Origin of the sequence: Ruegeria sp. (assembly GCF_965199275.1) — a bacterium.
Classification (GTDB): domain Bacteria; phylum Pseudomonadota; class Alphaproteobacteria; order Rhodobacterales; family Rhodobacteraceae; genus Ruegeria.
The window spans coordinates 102140-120000 of sequence record NZ_CBDAQX010000023.1 but is presented as its reverse complement, the minus strand read 5'-3'; the positions used below and the strand labels follow the sequence as shown (position 1 = coordinate 120000).

General features: G+C 57.7%; 15 protein-coding genes and 1 pseudogene. 11 read left to right on the top strand and 5 right to left on the bottom strand.

The features are described 5' to 3' along the window. Positions 1 to 642: 642 nt before the first annotated feature. Entirely contained in the window at positions 643 to 2844 is a 2202-nt protein-coding gene (gene katG, locus ACOERD_RS23245) for a catalase/peroxidase HPI (protein ID WP_419740637.1), read from the bottom strand. A gap of 358 nt (positions 2845 to 3202) precedes the next feature. On the opposite strand from katG, the gene ACOERD_RS23240 reads away from it, so the two are divergent. Next, on the top strand, positions 3203 to 4819 hold the full coding sequence (locus ACOERD_RS23240) for a GMC family oxidoreductase (protein ID WP_419740636.1): 1617 nt from the start codon (positions 3203 to 3205) through the stop codon (positions 4817 to 4819). On the opposite strand, the gene ACOERD_RS23235 is transcribed toward ACOERD_RS23240, so the two are convergent. Then, the gene (locus tag ACOERD_RS23235) at positions 4803 to 5657 is read right to left on the bottom strand and encodes an SDR family oxidoreductase (RefSeq protein ID WP_419740635.1); all 855 of its coding nucleotides are present in this window, start codon (positions 5655 to 5657) and stop codon (positions 4803 to 4805) included. The two genes, ACOERD_RS23240 and ACOERD_RS23235, sit on opposite strands and share 17 nt — an antisense overlap. An 88-nt stretch (positions 5658 to 5745) precedes the next feature. On the opposite strand from ACOERD_RS23235, the gene ACOERD_RS23230 reads away from it, so the two are divergent. Beyond that, positions 5746 to 6378 carry a class I SAM-dependent DNA methyltransferase gene (locus ACOERD_RS23230; protein WP_419740634.1) on the top strand — a complete coding sequence of 211 codons (633 nt, stop codon included), beginning with the start codon at positions 5746 to 5748 and terminating at the stop codon, positions 6376 to 6378. Between the two features lie 21 nt (positions 6379 to 6399). Here the strand turns inward: ACOERD_RS23230 and ACOERD_RS23225 are convergent, their stop codons facing one another. Both ACOERD_RS23225 and ACOERD_RS23220 read right to left on the bottom strand, forming a co-directional pair. Continuing rightward, entirely contained in the window at positions 6400 to 7389 is a 990-nt protein-coding gene (locus tag ACOERD_RS23225) for a sterol desaturase family protein (RefSeq protein ID WP_419740633.1), read from the bottom strand. Positions 7390 to 7412: 23 nt separating this feature from the next. Further along, positions 7413 to 8168, bottom strand: a complete 756-nt coding sequence (locus tag ACOERD_RS23220) for a class II aldolase and adducin N-terminal domain-containing protein (RefSeq protein WP_170380147.1) — start codon at positions 8166 to 8168, stop codon at positions 7413 to 7415. A gap of 114 nt (positions 8169 to 8282) precedes the next feature. Here ACOERD_RS23220 and ACOERD_RS23215 point away from each other — a divergent pair, with 114 nt between their 5' ends. The 5 genes and pseudogenes from ACOERD_RS23215 (at position 8283) to ACOERD_RS23195 (ending at position 13928) form a co-directional block, all read left to right on the top strand. After that, positions 8283 to 9143 carry a LysR family transcriptional regulator gene (locus tag ACOERD_RS23215; protein WP_419740833.1) on the top strand — a complete coding sequence of 287 codons (861 nt, stop codon included), beginning with the start codon at positions 8283 to 8285 and terminating at the stop codon, positions 9141 to 9143. A 155-nt stretch (positions 9144 to 9298) separates the two neighbouring features. After that, positions 9299 to 11101, top strand: a complete 1803-nt coding sequence (gene ade, locus ACOERD_RS23210) for an adenine deaminase (RefSeq protein ID WP_419740632.1) — start codon at positions 9299 to 9301, stop codon at positions 11099 to 11101. Next, on the top strand, positions 11098 to 12558 hold the full coding sequence (locus tag ACOERD_RS23205; protein ID WP_419740631.1) for an AMP nucleosidase: 1461 nt from the start codon (positions 11098 to 11100) through the stop codon (positions 12556 to 12558). Before ade ends, ACOERD_RS23205 begins: the two co-directional genes overlap by 4 nt. A 130-nt stretch (positions 12559 to 12688) precedes the next feature. Continuing rightward, complete coding sequence (locus tag ACOERD_RS23200) at positions 12689 to 12976, top strand: HU family DNA-binding protein (protein ID WP_050605937.1); 288 nt, start codon at positions 12689 to 12691, stop codon at positions 12974 to 12976. A gap of 106 nt (positions 12977 to 13082) precedes the next feature. Continuing rightward, positions 13083 to 13928 (top strand): annotated as a pseudogene (locus ACOERD_RS23195) (DMT family transporter). A gap of 17 nt (positions 13929 to 13945) precedes the next feature. Here ACOERD_RS23195 and ACOERD_RS23190 read toward each other — a convergent pair. Next, entirely contained in the window at positions 13946 to 14467 is a 522-nt protein-coding gene (locus tag ACOERD_RS23190; protein ID WP_170380152.1) for a glutathione peroxidase, read from the bottom strand. Positions 14468 to 14613: 146 nt separating this feature from the next. Here ACOERD_RS23190 and msrB point away from each other — a divergent pair, with 146 nt between their 5' ends. From msrB to ACOERD_RS23170, 4 genes are all read left to right on the top strand, one after another. After that, complete coding sequence (gene msrB, locus ACOERD_RS23185) at positions 14614 to 15063, top strand: peptide-methionine (R)-S-oxide reductase MsrB (protein ID WP_170380153.1); 450 nt, start codon at positions 14614 to 14616, stop codon at positions 15061 to 15063. Next, on the top strand, positions 15060 to 15569 hold the full coding sequence (gene msrA, locus ACOERD_RS23180) for a peptide-methionine (S)-S-oxide reductase MsrA (RefSeq protein ID WP_170380154.1): 510 nt from the start codon (positions 15060 to 15062) through the stop codon (positions 15567 to 15569). Before msrB ends, msrA begins: the two co-directional genes overlap by 4 nt. Positions 15570 to 15756: 187 nt before the next feature. Continuing rightward, positions 15757 to 17265, top strand: a complete 1509-nt coding sequence (istA, locus tag ACOERD_RS23175; RefSeq protein ID WP_419737605.1) for an IS21 family transposase — start codon at positions 15757 to 15759, stop codon at positions 17263 to 17265. Then, positions 17252 to 17821, top strand: coding sequence for an ATP-binding protein (locus tag ACOERD_RS23170; protein WP_419740630.1), 570 nt, complete (start codon positions 17252 to 17254; stop codon positions 17819 to 17821). The genes istA and ACOERD_RS23170 overlap by 14 nt, the downstream gene beginning before the upstream one ends. The last annotated feature ends 40 nt before the right edge of the window (positions 17822 to 17861 follow it).

Genomic DNA, 17861 nt, shown 5'->3' with positions numbered 1-17861 from the left:
GAGCGCGATTAGGCAATACCCCTACCCGGCTAGGCAGGGTGCAACCAAAAGTCATCTGTTTGTCTGTGCTTCAGCTTCATAGAAACCAAAGTACCGAACAAACAGTGAAGCTGACACTGGATCATCCGCCCCGATCACTCGAGAAACCTACCAGCGCGATATACAGACATTCAATCCGTCGAAACGAACCAAACCGCCCACATATCTCTTCAGTTATCCATCAATGTCAAAGAACAAACACCCAGAGCCAAAAACCAGACCGTTGCGCCAATCCCTCAGCGCGCCCGCCTAAAACTCAACCTCAGATGCCCCCAGTCTATCCTGAGCGTCCCCGCCGCCTCAGCAGCGCCCCAGCGCCTCAGCAGCGCCGGTGAAGGGGTATTTACGGATTAGGTCTGGGACCTGCAACCCCCATTTTGCAAAAACTTCAAATTTCTCGGCAGAAAGTTTCCTACCTTAATAAAAGCAACAGGTTAGCTTCATTTTACTGGCGGTTTTTCCGCCTATATCCCCACGGGTAGCTGACAACGAACAGCCAAACACCTGAATCGTACCCAATGCTTGGTATGCGTTCAGGACAGGCCAACAAAAACGCCGCCCGAGTCTCCTCGGACGCCGCTTTTTCGTGAGCGGTGTAGGCAATCACTTCAAATCAAAACGATCCACGTTCATCACCTTGTTCCAGGCCGACACGAAGTCACAGACGAATTTGCCCTCGGCATCTGCCTGACCATACACCTCGGCCAATGCCCGCAGTTGCGAGTTCGAACCGAAGACCAGATCGACACGGGTGCCCGTCCATTTGACCGCACCGCTGGAACGATCACGACCTTCATAGACGCCTTTACCCGACGGCTTCCATTCGGTGCTCATGTCCAGAATGTTGGTGAAGAAGTCGTTGCTCAGAACCCCGACGCGATCTGTGAACACACCGTGCTTGCTGTCGCCGAAATTCGCACCCAAGACGCGCAGACCGCCAACAAGGGCCGTCATCTCCGGGGCTGACAGTGTCAGCAGCTGCGCCCGGTCGACTAACAGCTCTTCGGGCGAGACGGTATAGTCGGCCTTCTGGTAATTACGGAACCCATCTGCGATTGGCTCCATAACTGCAAAGCTGTCCACATCGGTCTGATCTTGCGACGCGTCGGTCCGGCCCGGGGTGAACGGAACTTCAACATCCTGACCGCCTGCTTTGGCCGCCTGTTCGATACCAACAGCACCGGCCAGAACGATCACATCGGCCAAGGACACTTTCTTGCCACCAGATTGAGCCTCGTTAAACGCGGCCTGAACGCCTTCCAACGCGCCCAGCGCCTTGGACAGCTTCATAGGTTCGTTGACGTCCCAGTCTTTCTGTGGCGCAAGACGGATACGGGCACCATTGGCACCGCCCCGCTTGTCCGACCCACGGTAAGTCGAAGCCGAGGCCCATGCAGTTGAAACCAATTCGGACACAGACAGACCGGTGGCCGCGATCTTGGCTTTCAGGTCGGCCACATCCGCATCATCCACCAGATCGTGATCGACAGCAGGGACGTTGTCCTGCCAAATCAGCTCCTCAGCGGGGGCTTCTTCGCCAATGTAAGCCGAGCGCGGACCCATGTCGCGGTGAGTCAGCTTGAACCATGCGCGGGCGAAGGCATCGGCGAACTCGTCCGGGTTCTCGTGGAAGCGTTTCGAGATCGGGCCATAGATCGGATCCATGCGCATTGCCATGTCGGCGGTGGTCATCATGGTTTTGACCTTCTTCGACGGATCATGCGCCTGCGGGGCCATATCTTCTTCTTTGACATTCACCGGCTCCCAAATCCACGCGCCCGAGGGGCTTTTAGTCAGGTTCCAGTCATAGCCGAACAACAGGTCGAAGTAACCATTGTCCCACTTAGTTGGGTTGGCCGTCCAAGCGCCCTCGATCCCCGAGGTGGTTGTGTCGTCACCCTTGCCCGAGCCAAACTTGTTAATCCAGCCAAACCCCATCTCTTCAATCGGAGCGGCCTCTGGATCGGGACCAACCAGATCGGGATCACCCGCACCATGCGCCTTACCAAAGGTATGGCCACCTGCGACCAGAGCGACGGTTTCCTCGTCATTCATCGCCATACGACCAAAGGTGTCACGGATGTCGCGGCCCGAGGCCAGCGCGTCAGGCTGTCCGTCTGGACCTTCTGGGTTCACGTAGATCAGACCCATCTGCACGGCGGCCAGTGGGTTTTCCAGATCACGCTCGCCCGAGTAACGGCTATGTGGGTTGTCCGTTGGGGCCAGCCATTCGGTTTCCGAACCCCAATAGATGTCTTCCTCTGGGCCCCAGATGTCTTCGCGGCCACCTGCGAAACCAAAGGTCTTGCCGCCCATCGACTCGATGGCGCAGTTGCCCGCCAGAATCATCAGGTCGGCCCAGGAAATCTGGTTGCCGTATTTCTGCTTGATCGGCCACAACAGGCGACGCGCTTTGTCGAGATTGCCGTTATCCGGCCAGCTGTTCAACGGAGCAAAACGCTGGTTGCCGGTCGAGGCGCCGCCACGACCGTCTGCCGTCCGGTACGTACCTGCACTGTGCCACGCCATGCGGATGAAGAAGCCACCATAGTGACCGTAATCCGCCGGCCACCAGTCCTGCGAATCCGTCATCAGCGCATAGAGGTCTTCTTTCAGCGCTTTGTAGTCCAGCTTCTTGAACTCTTCCGCATAGTCGAAATCTGAGCCCATCGGATTCGATGCCGGTGCATGTTGATGCAGGATCGAAAGCTTCAGCTGGTTGGGCCACCAGTCGCGGTTCGACCGCGTGCCAGCGCCATGCATCACAGGGCAACCGCCTGCTTTGGGGTTATCACTTCCGTCCATATCGATCTCCAATCCTGGCTCAGGTCTTGCGGCTCAGCGCGGTATTAACTGTAACGAACAAGATTACAGAAAGATGTAGCCCTGATGGATTTCAAGGGTCGCCCGCCGAAATTGGCGCAGCCCCCATTCATCAGGGCGACTCTGCGCCCTTGTGTCGAGGGAAATCTAGCAAACCAAAGACATAGAGATAAGTTTTGTTTTCTCATAATAACCATAACCAAATCCTATAACTCACAGATCCTCCGACTCGTAACCTTGGGTCACAACCCCCACAGGCAGATTGTCTTCTTCCCTGTTCGCTTTCAGTCTGGCTCGAACAAGCGGCCAAGGACCCCGAGCAGGACATAAGGACAGCAGGATGGAGTTTGACTATGTGATCGTCGGCGGAGGCTCGGCCGGATCGGTTCTGGCCGGTCGCCTGAGCGAGGACCCGAACATCAGCGTCTGCCTGCTTGAGGCCGGTGGTCCCGGAAAACATATCGCCATCCGTATGCCCGCCGCCGTAGTGTCGACGCTTCCCGGACGCCCCAAGATCAGCAATTGGGCGTTCGAGACAGTCCCGCAACCGGGCCTGAACGGGCGGAAAGGATATCAGCCGCGCGGCAAAGCCTTGGGAGGCTCCAGCGCGATCAATGCCATGCTATATATACGCGGGCAGCGGCAGGACTATGACGGTTGGGCCGATCTGAGCTGCACCGGTTGGGATTGGGACAGCGTTCTGCCTTACTTCAAACGCTCGGAAAACAACGAGCAGGGCGCAGATGACCTACATGGCGATAGCGGCCCCCTGCAGGTGTCGGATCAGAAAGAGCCGCGCCCAATCACCCATGCCTTCATTGATGCCACCAGCCAAATGCAGCACCGCCGCGTCGAGGATTTCAATCGCGGCGATAACGAGGGCGTCGGCCTCTATCAGGTGACGCAATTCCATGACCCGATCCGCAACGGGGAAAGATGTTCAGCCGCCGCAGCCTATGTGCATCCGGTCATGGATCGTTCAAACCTGACCGTCATCACCCATGCCCATGCCAAAGAACTGACCTTCGATGGCAAACGCGCGACTGGAGTGATCTATAAGAAGAGAGCAAAAGGCGAAGATATCTCGGTCTCGGCCAGACGAGAGGTATTGATCTGTGCAGGCGCGCTGCAATCTCCGCAAATTTTGCAGCTGTCCGGTATCGGCGACGGGGAAGAGTTGCACCGACACGGAATCGCAGTCCTGCATGACCTGCCCGGCGTTGGTAAGAACCTGCAAGATCATCTGGATTTCATTCTGGCCTACAAGACCAAGGACACCGACAATTTTGGCATCGGCCTGACGGCAGGCGTGCGCCTGATGGGGCACCTGTTGCGCTGGCGCAAAACCGGGTCGTCGATGGCCTCGACTCCGTTTGCCGAAGGGGCTGCGTTCTTGAAGACCTCTCCTGAGCTTGATCGCCCCGATATTCAGCTCCATTTCGCCATTGCCCTGGTCGATGATCACGCCCGCAAGCTACACTATGGTCATGGCTATAGTTGCCACATCTGCAAGCTAAGGCCCGAAAGCCGCGGCACAGTTGGCCTGCACAGCGCCGATCCCTTTGCCGCGCCCGCCATTGATCCCAATTTTCTGTCCGATGACCGCGATCTGCAAACCATGATCAAAGGTGCGCGGATGATGCGCGATATCATGCAGGCCCCCGCCCTTGCCAGTTACCAGCACAAAGAGATGTTCGGGACTGAAACCGCCGAAACCGACGCGGATTGGGAACGCCATATCCGCGCCCGCGCCGATACGATCTATCACCCGGTAGGCACCTGCAAGATGGGGCTGGATGAGATGGCTGTGGTCGACCCAGAGCTAAAGGTTCACGGGATCGAAGGGTTGCGGGTCGTCGATGCTTCGATCATGCCAACTCTGATCTCGGGCAACACCAATGCGCCGACGATCATGATTGCCGAGAAAGCGGCTGACATGATCAAGGCTGCTCAGTGACCTTCATCAGGGCCTCAAGTCCAACCCGGTAGTTGGGGTAGAGCAGCTTGACCCCAAGCTCATCCTTGATCCGGTTGTTTCGAACCCGCTTATTCTCGCTGTAGAAACTGCGTGCCATCGGCGTCATTTCGGCCTCTTCAAACGGAACGGCGGGAGGTAGCGGCAGGCCCTGCAGTTCGGCTGCGTAGCCGATCACATCCTGCGGCGGCACCGGCTCATCATCGCAAACATTATAAACAGCGCCGGGATTCGGGGCCGCCATTGAGGCTGCGAGAACCTGCGCGATATCCTCCACATGGATACGCGAAAACACCTGACCCGGTTTGATAATCCGCCGGGTCCCACCGCCCTTGAGCTTGGAGAACGGTCCGCGACCGGGGCCGTAAATACCGGCGAGCCTGAAGATATGGATCGGCAGGTTAGGAATGGCCGACCATTGCTCCTCGGCCTGCAATCGCCAGCGCCCGCGTTTGGCTGTCGGCGCAGGTGGCGTGGTCTCATCCACCCAGTTGCCCTGATGATCGCCATAGATCGCGGTGGTCGACAGATATCCAACCCATTTGAACTGCTCCGCGCGCGCGGCGATCTCTGTCCCCAGCGCTGCCAGAACCGGATCGCCATCCTCCTTCGGTGCGGTCGAGATCAGCAGATGCGAGACCCCATCCAGATCCGGCACTTCTCCAGGCCAGATCAACGGCTCAGCGCCGGAGGCGCGAATAGCGTCAGTACCCTCGGCATCCCGCGTGGTGCCAACAACGCGCCAACCCTCGGGCGTCAGGCGGCGCGACAGGGCTTGGGCAGAGTATCCGTGACCAAAGGAAAACAGTGTGTTCGTCATGCCCTCTAGATGATCCGAGCAGACCGGGGATGCAAGCGCCACGTCGACTCACTTGATTCGAATCTCGCGATGCGCCTTTCTTTTAGGCATGAGCGAGAAAACCCCAGACCTGCACGCGGCCTATGCGCTGAACTCTCCCGACGACAACAAGCGCCTCTATGCCGAGTGGGCGGGCGATTATGATGACGGTTTTGCCGCGCGCGAGGATTATCAGCTGCATATCCACACCGCCCGCGCCTTTGTGCGGGCTGGAGGGCAAGGCCCGGTGCTGGATGTCGGTGCAGGCACTGGCCTGTGCGGTGCGGTTCTGGCCGATCTGGGCGTTGGGCCAATCGACGCCACGGATATCAGCGCCGAAATGCTGGATCAGGCCATGCGCAAGGACACCTATCGCGACGCGATCGAGGCCGACCTGACCCAAGGCATCCCGGTGCCGCGCCACAGCTATTCGGGTATCGTGTCCTCTGGCACGTTCACCCATGGCCATCTGGGCCCCGAGGTCCTGCCCGCCTTGCTCCGCGTCGCACGCCCCGGTGCGCAATTTGCCGTTTCAATCAACGCCAAACACTATGAAAAACTAGGCTTTGCCGGCGCCTTCAGGCAGCTTGAGCAGGGTCAGATCATCAACCTGTCCCTGCCCGAGGTCCGCATCTACGGAGATCTCGCCGTCGGTCCGAACAAGGACGACACGGCCTATGTCGCCCTGTTCGAAAGGACCTGATCAGGTCTTTGACCTGAAACGCTAGGTGTACATCTGTTTCTTGAACGCCCGCGTGCGCGTCGTCGCCTCGGCCGAACCGTCGTGATAGGTGCCGAACCACTTGTCGAACGGGATTTCCGAGGTGCCATAGTTACACTCAAAATAGCGATGATGCAGCTGATGGAAAAAATCACCTGCCCGGGCAGCATCTGTCTCTTTCGCCCGCAGCTTTTCGAAACCGGAATGGGACAGAACCGGGCTGATCTGCTGAAAGTAGGTATGGAACAGAAGGTGCAGCGGGTGCGATGGGATGATCAGGTGAATGAAATAGGTCGTGAAGTAGAGGATGTTCTCATACCAATGGTTTGAGATACCCGACCAGGGCCCGATATTGACGTTGCGATGATGCACCGCGTGGACATGTTTGTAGAGCTTCGGATGATGCTCCAACCGGTGCACCCAATAGAAGTGTAGGCCCGACCACATAGGAATCAGCAACATCCAAAGGACAAACCAAACCGGCGCGCTGGACCATGTCACGGTTGGCACATAACCATTCGCCATCGCCCAAAAGATCACCCATTGATAAACGGTCGCCACTGTCATCGCGCTGCCCAAGGTCCACCAAATGTTGTCGAGGACCTGATTGCGAAAGGTGAAACTGCCGTTGTCCCGGGTCAGATCACGGCGATCGAACTTTTTGTACATGCCCTGCCCTTTGCGCATGTAAAGCCACCAATGCAAACCGCCTGCGACCAGAATCTGAGGCACCATATTCAGCAGCCAAATCCGGAACATCCACCCCGCCGAAAAGCTCTTCATTGCGTCCAATCCGGGGAAGAACAGGACATAGGCGATCACGGCCAGTGTCATGCACAGGGTCAGCGAGGTGATCTGCAACCAAGCCCCGCCATACCATTTTACAACCGCCGCCGGGCGGGGCGGCCAAGTGAAAAGCGGGTTCAAACCCACCGGTCCTTCGGGGTGATAGTTCCAGCGGGCGGCTTCCGGGTCCTGAGCGGTGTCGGTCATGGCAGTCACTTCTGTCTATTTGGTCAGGTTGCGTAGTCCGAGCCTTCGGCGTCGAGCAGGGCTTTGATCTCACGAAGATGCGCCTCGGCTTGATCGGGGTAGTCATCCAGCTCTTGCGCAGTCTTCTCGGCGATCTCATCGGATAGCACGCGCAACGGTTGGCCCGTTTGCAGCGCACGAATGTAGGTTTCGGCGGCGCGCTCGAAATAATAGAGTCTATTAAAGGCATCTGCCGGGTCGCTGCCGATGATCAGAACACCATGGTTGCCCATGATCATGACCTTCTTTTTCGGGTCCGACAGCATTGAGGCGCAGCGTTCCCCCTCGCTCTCAAACGCCAGACCACCGAATTCCTCATCAATCACATAACGGTTGTAGAAAGTGGCCGTGTTCTGGTCGATAGGGGGCATGTTGCTGTCCGCCAGCGATGCCAGCACAGTGGCAAAGATCGAATGCACATGCATGACACACCGTGCATGCGGGCAGTGGCGATGGATCGACCCGTGAAGCCCCCAAGCGGTCGGGTCCGGCGCGCCTGGTTGGCTCATGACATCCGGATCATTGGCATCCAGCAACAACAGGTCCGAGGCCCGGATTCGCCCGAAATACATTTGATTGGGATTCATCAGGAACTGCGTGCCGTCCTCGTTCACTGCAAGGCTGAAATGGTTGGCAACGGCCTCGTGCAGGTTCAGACGCTCGGTCCAGCGGAACGTCGCGGCCATGTCCACACGCTCGGACCAATGGTCGATATTGGGGCGAAGATTGGCGACACTCATGGGAACGCTCCTTAGGGCAATTGGTTTGAACAAAGCCTGCCTTGGGTCCTTGAGTTTGACCAACGAAAAAAACGCATCTATCTCATTAGTAGAACTTATGGTGAGGTTATGAAGATGCAGAATTCCCTGCCTCCTCTGGGCTGGCTGCGCACATTCGAGGCGGCGGCACGCCATCTGTCATTCACCGGCGCCGCCCGCGATCTGAACATGACGCAAAGCGCTGTAAGCCAGCAGATCAAGTCGCTCGAGGGTCATCTGGGCCAACCCTTGTTCTTACGACGCCCCAAGGCGCTGGAACTGACCCAGGCTGGAATCACTTACCTGCCAGTCGTGCGAGAGGCATTTCGAACGCTGGTGCGTGGCACACAGGCCGTAACGGGCGCTCAGCAAAACGCGGTTCAGGTTCAGTGCAACATAACCTTTGCCGTGAACTGGCTGGCCCCGCGCCTGCCGGCCTTTCGGGCTGAGCATCCGGATGTGCAATTAAACATCTTCACAGAGCTCTGGGAGCCACAGGAAATGGCCGAAGGTGCTGCGGTCGAGATTCGCTTTTCCCTCAGGCCCGCCGATACGGTCCGGACTGAGTTGCTGCGACGTGAACACTACTATCCCGTCTGTGCGCCTGGTTTCAGTGTCGACCTGGAAACGCTGCAGGAAAAGCCTTTGTATGATTGCTCAAACCTGCTTTCGAATTGGGCCAGTTGGGCGGATGATCAGGCTCTAATATGGGGAAAACCGAACATCACTTACGCCACGACCTATCTGGTTTGTTTGTCAGCGGCGATGGCTGGGGGCGGCTTGTGCCTCGCGCATGATACGATCGCAGACCGGTTGATTGAGCAGGGCTTGCTGGTGGCCCCTTTTGAGCATCGCGCAGAGATGCCCGAGGCGTATTACCTGTTGCTTTCCCCCCAGGCCGAGGAAACGCCTGGCGCGGTGGCCTTTGCCAATTGGATACGGCGCGAGATCGGGTGAGGGGGTTTCTCCCACCCATCGTCGCGGCCCCTTTTCGGGGCAGCTTCTCTGGTTGGGCCGGGCAGCGCTGGCGCGCTGCGGACGAGATTTGTGATGATTTCATGATACGGGATTACCGGGGTTGCACCTGACAACACATTCGGGAAAGTTGAGCCATGGAATACACACCCTTCCCAAGTTGGCCCGATGTCGCCCCCCGTTTAATCGCCGTTGCCGCAGGTCGCGAACCCGCGGATATGGTGATCCGCGGTGGTATCTGGGTCAATGTTCACAGCCGAGAGCTGCTGCCCGATCACTCCGTCGCCATCGCTGAAGGGCGGATTGCCTTTGTCGGGCCTGATGCCAGCCACTGTATCGGTCCCGACACGCAGATCATTGACGCCAACGGGCGGTACATTCTGCCCGGCCTGTGCGACGCGCATATGCACATCGAATCGGGGATGCTGACACCGGCTGAATTCGCGCGGGCCGTGATCCCGCATGGCACGACCTCGATGTTTACCGACCCACACGAGATCGCAAATGTGCTGGGCCTCGACGGCGTGCGCATGATGCATGATGAGGCAATGATGCAACCGGTGAATATCTTCACTCAGATGCCCTCCTGCGCGCCATCGGCCCCGGGATTGGAGACCACCGGCTATGAAATCTCGCCCGAGGATGTGGCGCAGGCGATGAGCTGGCCGGGTATCATCGGGCTGGGTGAGATGATGAATTTCCCAGGTGTGATCAACGGCGATCCGAAGATGTTGGCTGAGATCGCAGCCACTCAACGGGCCGGAAAAACGGTCGGCGGACACTATGCTTCGCCTGATTTAGGGTCTGATTTTTCCGCTTATGTTGCTGGTGGACCGGCGGATGACCATGAAGGCACCTGTGAGGCTGACGCCATTGCACGGGTTCGGCAGGGGATGCGCTCGATGATGCGGCTGGGGTCTGCCTGGTACGATGTGGAGACCCAGATCACGGCTGTCACTGAGAAAGGTCTGGACCCGCGAAACTTCATTTTGTGTACCGACGATTGCCACTCTGGCACCTTGGTCAATGAGGGCCATATGAACCGAGTGGTGCGCCATGCCATCGCCTGTGGGTGTGAGCCTTTGGTCGCGTTACAAATGGCCACGATCAACACAGCAACGCATTTCGGGCTGGAGCGCGAGATAGGCTCGGTCACGCCGGGGCGGCGCGCGGATATCATCCTCAGCTCGGACTTGACCGATTTGCCGATCGAGACGGTCATTGCGCGTGGGCAGGTGGTCGCTGAGAACGGTACCATCACTACCGAATGCCCGCATCTGAACTGGCCGGAAAATGCGCGCAATACGGTGCATCTGGGACATGAGCTGACGGAAAGCGACTTTGAAATCCAGGCCCCTGCAGGCGCGAACCGGGTTCAAGCCAACGTCATCGGTGTTGTCGAAAACCAGGCCCCGACCAAGGCGCTGAAGGCCGAATTGCCGATCATCGGTGGTCTGGTCGAGGGGGAGGGCGAGGTCTGTCAGATCGCGCTGGTGGAACGCCATCGCGCCACCGGAGGGGTCACGAACGCGTTCGTCTCGGGCTTTGGCTATCAGGGCAACATGGCGATGGCCTCAACCGTGGCCCATGACAGCCACCACATGATCGTCGTCGGCACCGACCGCACACAGATGGCGCTAGCCGCCAACCGTCTGGCCGAGGTCGGTGGTGGTATCACCCTGTTCCGGGACGGTCAGGAACTGGCGCTGGTGGAACTGCCTATCGCTGGCCTGATGTCCGACAGCCCTGCTGCCGAGGTCGCGGCCAAAGCCCAAAAGATGGTCGAGGCGATGGAGGCCTGCGGCTGTCAACTAAACAACGCATATATGCAACACTCTCTGCTGGCCCTCGTTGTGATCCCCGAATTGCGGATCTCGGATCTTGGGCTGGTGGATGTCCGCACGTTTGAAAAGATAGACCTTCTGGAACCTCTGGCATGACAATAATAAAAACACCTGACACACCTGCTGCGGAAGACTTCACCGACCCCGAGGCTGCCGTCGCGCGGCTTGAACTTCTCTACAATCAAGCCACGGATTTCTTATGCGAGGGCTTCTCGGCGGCCATGCAGGATGGGGCCCCTTCGGCCCGTATTAGAGCCTATTACCCGGAAATTCGCATCAAGACCTCAAGCTACGCGCAGGTCGATAGCCGACTGAGTTTCGGGCATGTCTCGGAACCTGGCATCCATGCAACCACCGTGACGCGGCCTGACCTGTTCCGCTCGTACCTGACGCAGCAGATCGCGTTGCTGATTAAGAACCACGACCAGCCGGTGACCATCGGAGCATCAGATACGCCGATTCCGGTTCATTTTGCAGTCGCCAACAACCCAGATCTAGTGGTGCCGCATCAAGGTGCTGCGGGTTTCACCTTGCGCGATGTGTTCGACGTGCCCGATCTCACAACAACCAATGACGACATCGTCAATGGCGTGCATGATCATACCGAGGTCGGACCGCTTGCTTTGTTCACCGCCCAGCGCGTCGATTACTCTCTGGCGCGGCTGGCACACTATACCGCGACAGATGCGGGGCATTTCCAGAACCATGTTCTGTTCACCAACTACCAGTTCTACGTATCCGAGTTCGAAAACTACGCGCGTGAACAACTCGCCGACCCAGATAGCGGGTACACCAGCTTTGTCTCGACCGGGAATATCGAGATCACCGAGGCAGATGCGCCGCTGGAGCAGCCTATGAAGCTGCCTCAGATGCCGACCTATCACCTAAAACGGGCGGATGGATCCGGCATTACTCTGGTCAATATCGGCGTTGGGCCGTCCAACGCCAAAACTGCCACCGACCATATTGCGGTTCTACGCCCGCATGCCTGGTTGATGGTCGGGCACTGCGCCGGTCTGCGCAATACGCAAGCCTTGGGCGATTTCGTCCTGGCCCATGCCTATCTACGCGAAGATAAGGTTCTGGACGATGACCTGCCGGTCTGGGTCCCGATCCCACCTCTGGCGGAGATTCAAGTGGCGCTGGAACGCGCCGTGGCCGAGGTCACCGAACTTGAAGGGTATGAGCTGAAGCGGATCATGCGGACGGGCACTGTCGCCTCGGTCGACAACCGCAATTGGGAGCTGCGCGATCAATCCGGCCCGGTGCAGCGGCTTAGCCAATCCCGAGCAATTGCGCTGGATATGGAAAGCGCCACGATTGCTGCAAATGGCTACAGATTCAAGGTCCCCTACGGAACTTTGCTGTGCGTCTCCGACAAACCGCTGCATGGTGAATTGAAGCTTCCCGGCATGGCGTCGTCCTTCTATACAACTCAGGTCAGCCGCCATCTGGCGATCGGAATAAAGGCGATGGAGCATCTGCGCGGTATGCCTTTGGAACGCTTGCACAGCCGGAAATTGCGTTCATTTGACGAAACGGCCTTCCTCTGACGTAAAAAAGCAACGTTTTCCCCATATTTTTAGGGTTTTCCGCGCTACTATTCGTTGTGTTCGCCCACAATATCCCGTTACAGTTACGCGGTGAGGCCCTATAGATCGGGCACGTTAAGGAGACCAAGAAATGGCAAAGCCTATGACAAAGACTCAGCTGGTGGCTGCTCTCGCTGAGGAAATGGGAACCGACAAGAAATCCGCGAACGCGGCGCTGGAGGCTGTGACCGGCCTGATCACCCGCGAAGTTTCGGCCGGTGGCGCAGTAACCCTTCCCGGCGTTGGCAAAATCTACTGCCGCGAACGCCCCGAGCGTCAGGTTCGCAACCCGGCCACTGGTGAGACCTTCACCAAAGAAGCCGACAAGGTTGTGAAGATGACCATTGCAAAAGCTCTGAAAGACAGCGTGAACGGCTAAGCCGCGACGTCATGTTGACAGAATGCGGGGCTGCCGGAAGGTGGCCCCTTTTTCTTGCAGGAAGAGGTGTTTAAGAAAGGCACACCGCCCACCCAAGGAGATGGAAATGGATCTGCGCGCCATCGCAATGGGGCTGACCTTTGCCCTGATCTGGTCGTCGGCTTTTACGTCGGCTCGGATCATCGTTGCGGATGCATCGCCTCTGTTTTCGCTGGCGTTGCGCTTTTTGATTTCCGGCATCATCGGCGTCGCGATCGCGCGGGCCATGGGCCAATCCTAGCACCTCACACGTGAGCAGTGGCGCGCAACCATACTGTTCGGAGTTTGCCAAAATGCCCTTTATTTGGGTCTGAATTTCTATGCGATGCAAACTGTCGAGGCCTCGGTCGCGGCGATAATCGCATCCACCATGCCGCTGCTTGTTGCACTGGCGGGCTGGGCATTCCTGGGTGAGCGTTTGCGCCCCTTGGGGATTGTAGGGCTACTGGCTGGATTTGTTGGCGTTGCCCTCATCATGGGCAACCGCATCGGCGCAGGTGTCGATCTGTTCGGAGTGGCCCTTTGTGGAATCGCAGCCCTCGCCCTGACCTTCGCGACTCTCTCCGTGCGCGGGGCCACGTCGGGCGGCAATTTCATGATGGTGGTCGGACTGCAGATGTTCGTGGGTGCTGCGGTTCTGTTTGTCGCAGCCCCGATTTTCGAAACGATCCGCATACATCTGACAGTGCCGCTGGTTCTGGCGTTCAGCTACACAACGCTGTTCCCCGGTCTTCTGGCGACGTTGATCTGGTTCATGCTGCTCAACCGGATCGGGGCGACCCGCGCGGCGACGTTCCACTTTCTCAACCCCGTGTTCGGTGTCGCCATTGCCGCCGTTCTGCTGGGTGAGAAGCTGGGGCCGCTGGATGCGCTGGGTGTTTTGATCACGACGCTGGGCATTCTGGCGGTGTAACTGTCGCGTCAGCCTGGTCAGGGTAGCAGCGCCTCGACCTGACGGGTCAGCTTCGGCGATGTCGGCTTGACGCCTGAACCAAAAGTAGCCGCAACCTCACCTTCTGGATTCAGCAGAATTTTGTTGAAGTTCCACTGCGGCACAAAACCGGTTTGGTCCGCAACGGCCTTGTAGAACGCATGCGCCTTTGGCCCCTTGACTGGCGTGATATCAGCCATCGGCAGTGTCAGGCCGTAGTTCATCTCACAGAAGGCTTTGACTTCGCTTGCCGTTTCCAATTCCTGATTGAAGGAATCCGATGGGACCGCAAGCACCACCAAACCGCGTTTGCCATAGGTTTCATGCATCTTCTGCAAATCCGCGTATTGACCGGTGAAGCCGCATTGCGATGCGGTATTGACCACCAGAACCGGCTGACCGCGCCATGCCTCTAGGGACAAGACACCCCCGTCGATCGAAGCAAACTCGGCTGTCAAAGGCGCCGCTTGCACAGCACGGCCGATCAACAAAAGAACGCTCAGCAGCAACACACGAAACATGGCAAAACCTCCTTGGTATTAAGGATACGGTAAAAACCCGCTTCCGGATCAACCGCACATGCGCGCGAGGCGTTTGAAATATGATTTTGATTTCCGAAATTTTATGCCCAAATACTACTCAACCATTCCAATTGATCGGAGGAGCCATGTCCCGCTACACCAAGGACCCCGCGGTCGTTGCCGCTCTGTCCCCCGAGGCGTTTCACGTCACCCAGCGCAGCGGCACCGAACGCCCCGGAACCGGCGCATATCTGGGCAATAAAGAGCCCGGCATCTACGTGGATATCGTATCGGGCGAGCCGCTATTTGCCTCGACGCACAAATACGAATCCGGCTGCGGCTGGCCCAGTTTCACGAAGCCAATCATCCATGAACATGTGGAAGAGTTTCGCGACACCACCCATGGCATGATCCGCACCGAGGTCCGCTCGAAACATGGCGACAGTCACCTTGGCCACGTCTTCCCGGACGGCCCGCGCGAACATGGTGGTCTGCGCTATTGCATTAACTCTGCCGCACTGCGGTTCATCCATCGCGACGAGATGGAGGACGAAGGTTACGGTGAATACCTGATCCATGTGGAGGACATCCAATGAGTATCGAACGCGCTGTTCTGGCCGGTGGCTGCTTTTGGGGCATGCAGGATTTGATCCGCAAACTGCCCGGCGTCTCCCGCACGCGTGTCGGATATACCGGCGGCGACGTGCCAAACGCCACTTATCGCAACCACGGAACCCATGCCGAAGGGATCGAGATTTTCTTTGATCCCTCTCATATCACCTATCGCGATCTGCTGGAGTTCTTCTTTCAGATCCACGACCCGACGACACCGAATCGTCAGGGCAATGATCTTGGAATGAGCTACCGTTCAGCGATCTATTATGTGGATGACGCGCAAAAGCAGGTGGCTCTGGACACAATCGCGGATGTGAACGCCAGTGGATTGTGGCCCGGCAAGGTCGTCACCGAACTTGAACCCGTGGGTGACTTCTGGGACGCCGAACCCGAACATCAGGATTATCTGGAACGCATTCCAAACGGCTATACCTGCCACTTCCCGCGCCCCGATTGGGTCCTACCCAAACGCGACGCGGCTGAATGACGCTTGGTCCCTTTCGGGTTCCGAAGGGGGTTAACCCGTGGCGACACGCGGTCGACCGCTGGCCTCGACGTTGTAGAAAAGCGTGCAATTTTGACCCCCTAAGCGGGGAAATCGGCGTCCAAATTTGACCCCTCCCTATGGTTGTAGACATCCTTTTCATTGAGCAGTCGATGGAGAGGCAAGCGGGATGATTTGCGTGGAAACTATTAGAAAAGTGCGTCGCTTACACCTGATCGAAAAAAAGAGCATCAAGGAAATTTGCCGTTCGCTCAATTTGAGCCGTGCAACGGTTCGAAAGATAATCCGATCGGGAGTGACGGAGTTCAAATATGAGCGCAAATCGCAGCCATACCCGGTGCTCGGGCCTTGGCGCGCGCGTCTGGATGAAACGCTTGAGGAGAACGAGGCGCTTCCGAAGAAACACCGCAAGCGGATGACCAAAATCTGGAAGGAACTCTCCGATGATGGTTTTGGCGGCGGGTATGACAGTGTTCGACGCTACACAAAGAATTGGCGCATTGCGCACGGCCGACAACAGGCGCAGGCGTTCATCCCGCTGATCTTTGATCCTGGGGAGGCGTACCAGTTCGACTGGAGTGTGGAGACGGTTTTGATGGACGGTGCACTCACGACCGTGAAGGTTGCCCATTTCAAACTTTGCCATAGCCGCATGCCATTCTCCATTGCCTATCCGCGCGAGACGCAGGAGATGGTCTTTGATGCCCACGACGAGGCCTTCAAATTCTTTGGTGGAGGCTGCATCAACGGGATCTACGATAACATGACGACCGCCGTCGATGCGATCCTGTCGGGCAAGGAAAGAAAGTTCAACAAGGCATTCTCCCGGATGTGTTCTCATCATCTGGTGAACCCGATCGCCTGTACGCGCGCGGCCGGTTGGGAGAAGGGTCAGGTTGAGAATCTGGTCAAGGAGAGCCGCGCCTATAGTTTTACACCGCGTCTGGAGGTGGCCGACTTCGATGAATTGAATGCCCGGCTGCAAAAAGACGCGATCAAACGCGCAAAAGAACTGCGGCATCCGGAAAACCTGGAGGTGACGGTCTGGGAGGAGTTCCAGCAGGAAAAGCCGCTGCTGACGCATCTGCAGAAGCCCTTCGTCGGGTTCCGTGAAAAGACGGTCGCCGTGAGCCGAACCTGCCTGATCAACTTCGAAAGAAACAAATACAGCGTTGAGGCAAGAGCTGTTGGACGTCAGGTCCAGTTGCAGGTCTACGCCACGCGGATTGTCCTGCGCCAAGACGGTGAGATTGTCGGAGAGCACGAACGGTGCTTCGGCCGAGGAAAAACGATCTTCAACCCTTGGCACTATGTGCCCGTCCTCAAGCGCAAGCCTGGCGCTCTGCGCAATGGAGCACCGTTCCGTGACTGGGACCTACCACCGGCAATGACGCAGATCTGGACCCATCTGCGGGGCACATCCGACGGAGACCGGCAACTTGCCGATATTCTTTTCGCTGCTTACCAGCACGACATTGATGTGGTCGAGGCTGCCTGCGAAGAAGCTCTAAAATCTGGCCTGCGCAAGGCCGATGCGATCCTGAACATTGTCTCTCGGCGCACCAATCCCCCGCCGCCAAAGGCGATTGAGCCGCCTGCCCACCTGCAGCTGAAAATGGCACCGATCGCGGATTGCGCTCGCTATGACAGGCTTGGAGGCTCCCATGCAACTGCGTAAGGAAATTCTCGAACTTGCCCGTCAACTGAAGTTGCCAGGCATCGTCAACTGCTTTGACGAAGTGATGCAGGCCGCAGCCAAAAACAACTGGCGGCCCCAACAGGTCGTGGCCGAACTCCTCACGGCCGAACTGGCCGAAAAGACTGCGCGCTCGATCCGGTATCAGATGGGTGCCGCAAAGTTCCCGGTCTGCAAGTCCTTACCTGAGTTCGACTTCACGGTCAGCCCCGTCAACGAGGAAGTCGTGCGCAATCTTCATGACGGCGATTTTATGGACCAGGCCAGGAATGGCGTGCTGGTCGGTGGAACCGGATCGGGCAAAACGCATCTCGCAACAGCGATCGGGGGCCACGCGGTCAATAACCGCCGGCGGGTCAGGTTCTTCAGCGCTGTGGATCTCGCGAACAAGCTGGAGGCTGAACATCGCGAAGGCAACGCCGGGCGGCTCAGCGAGCAGCTGATCCGCGTCGACCTCGTGATTATAGACGAACTCGGTTATCTGCCGTTCGCAGAGTCTGGTGGACGATTACTCTTCCATCTCATCAGCAAACTGTAAGCGTAACGAGGTGCTCACCCATTTTTTGCCTCGCGCGCTA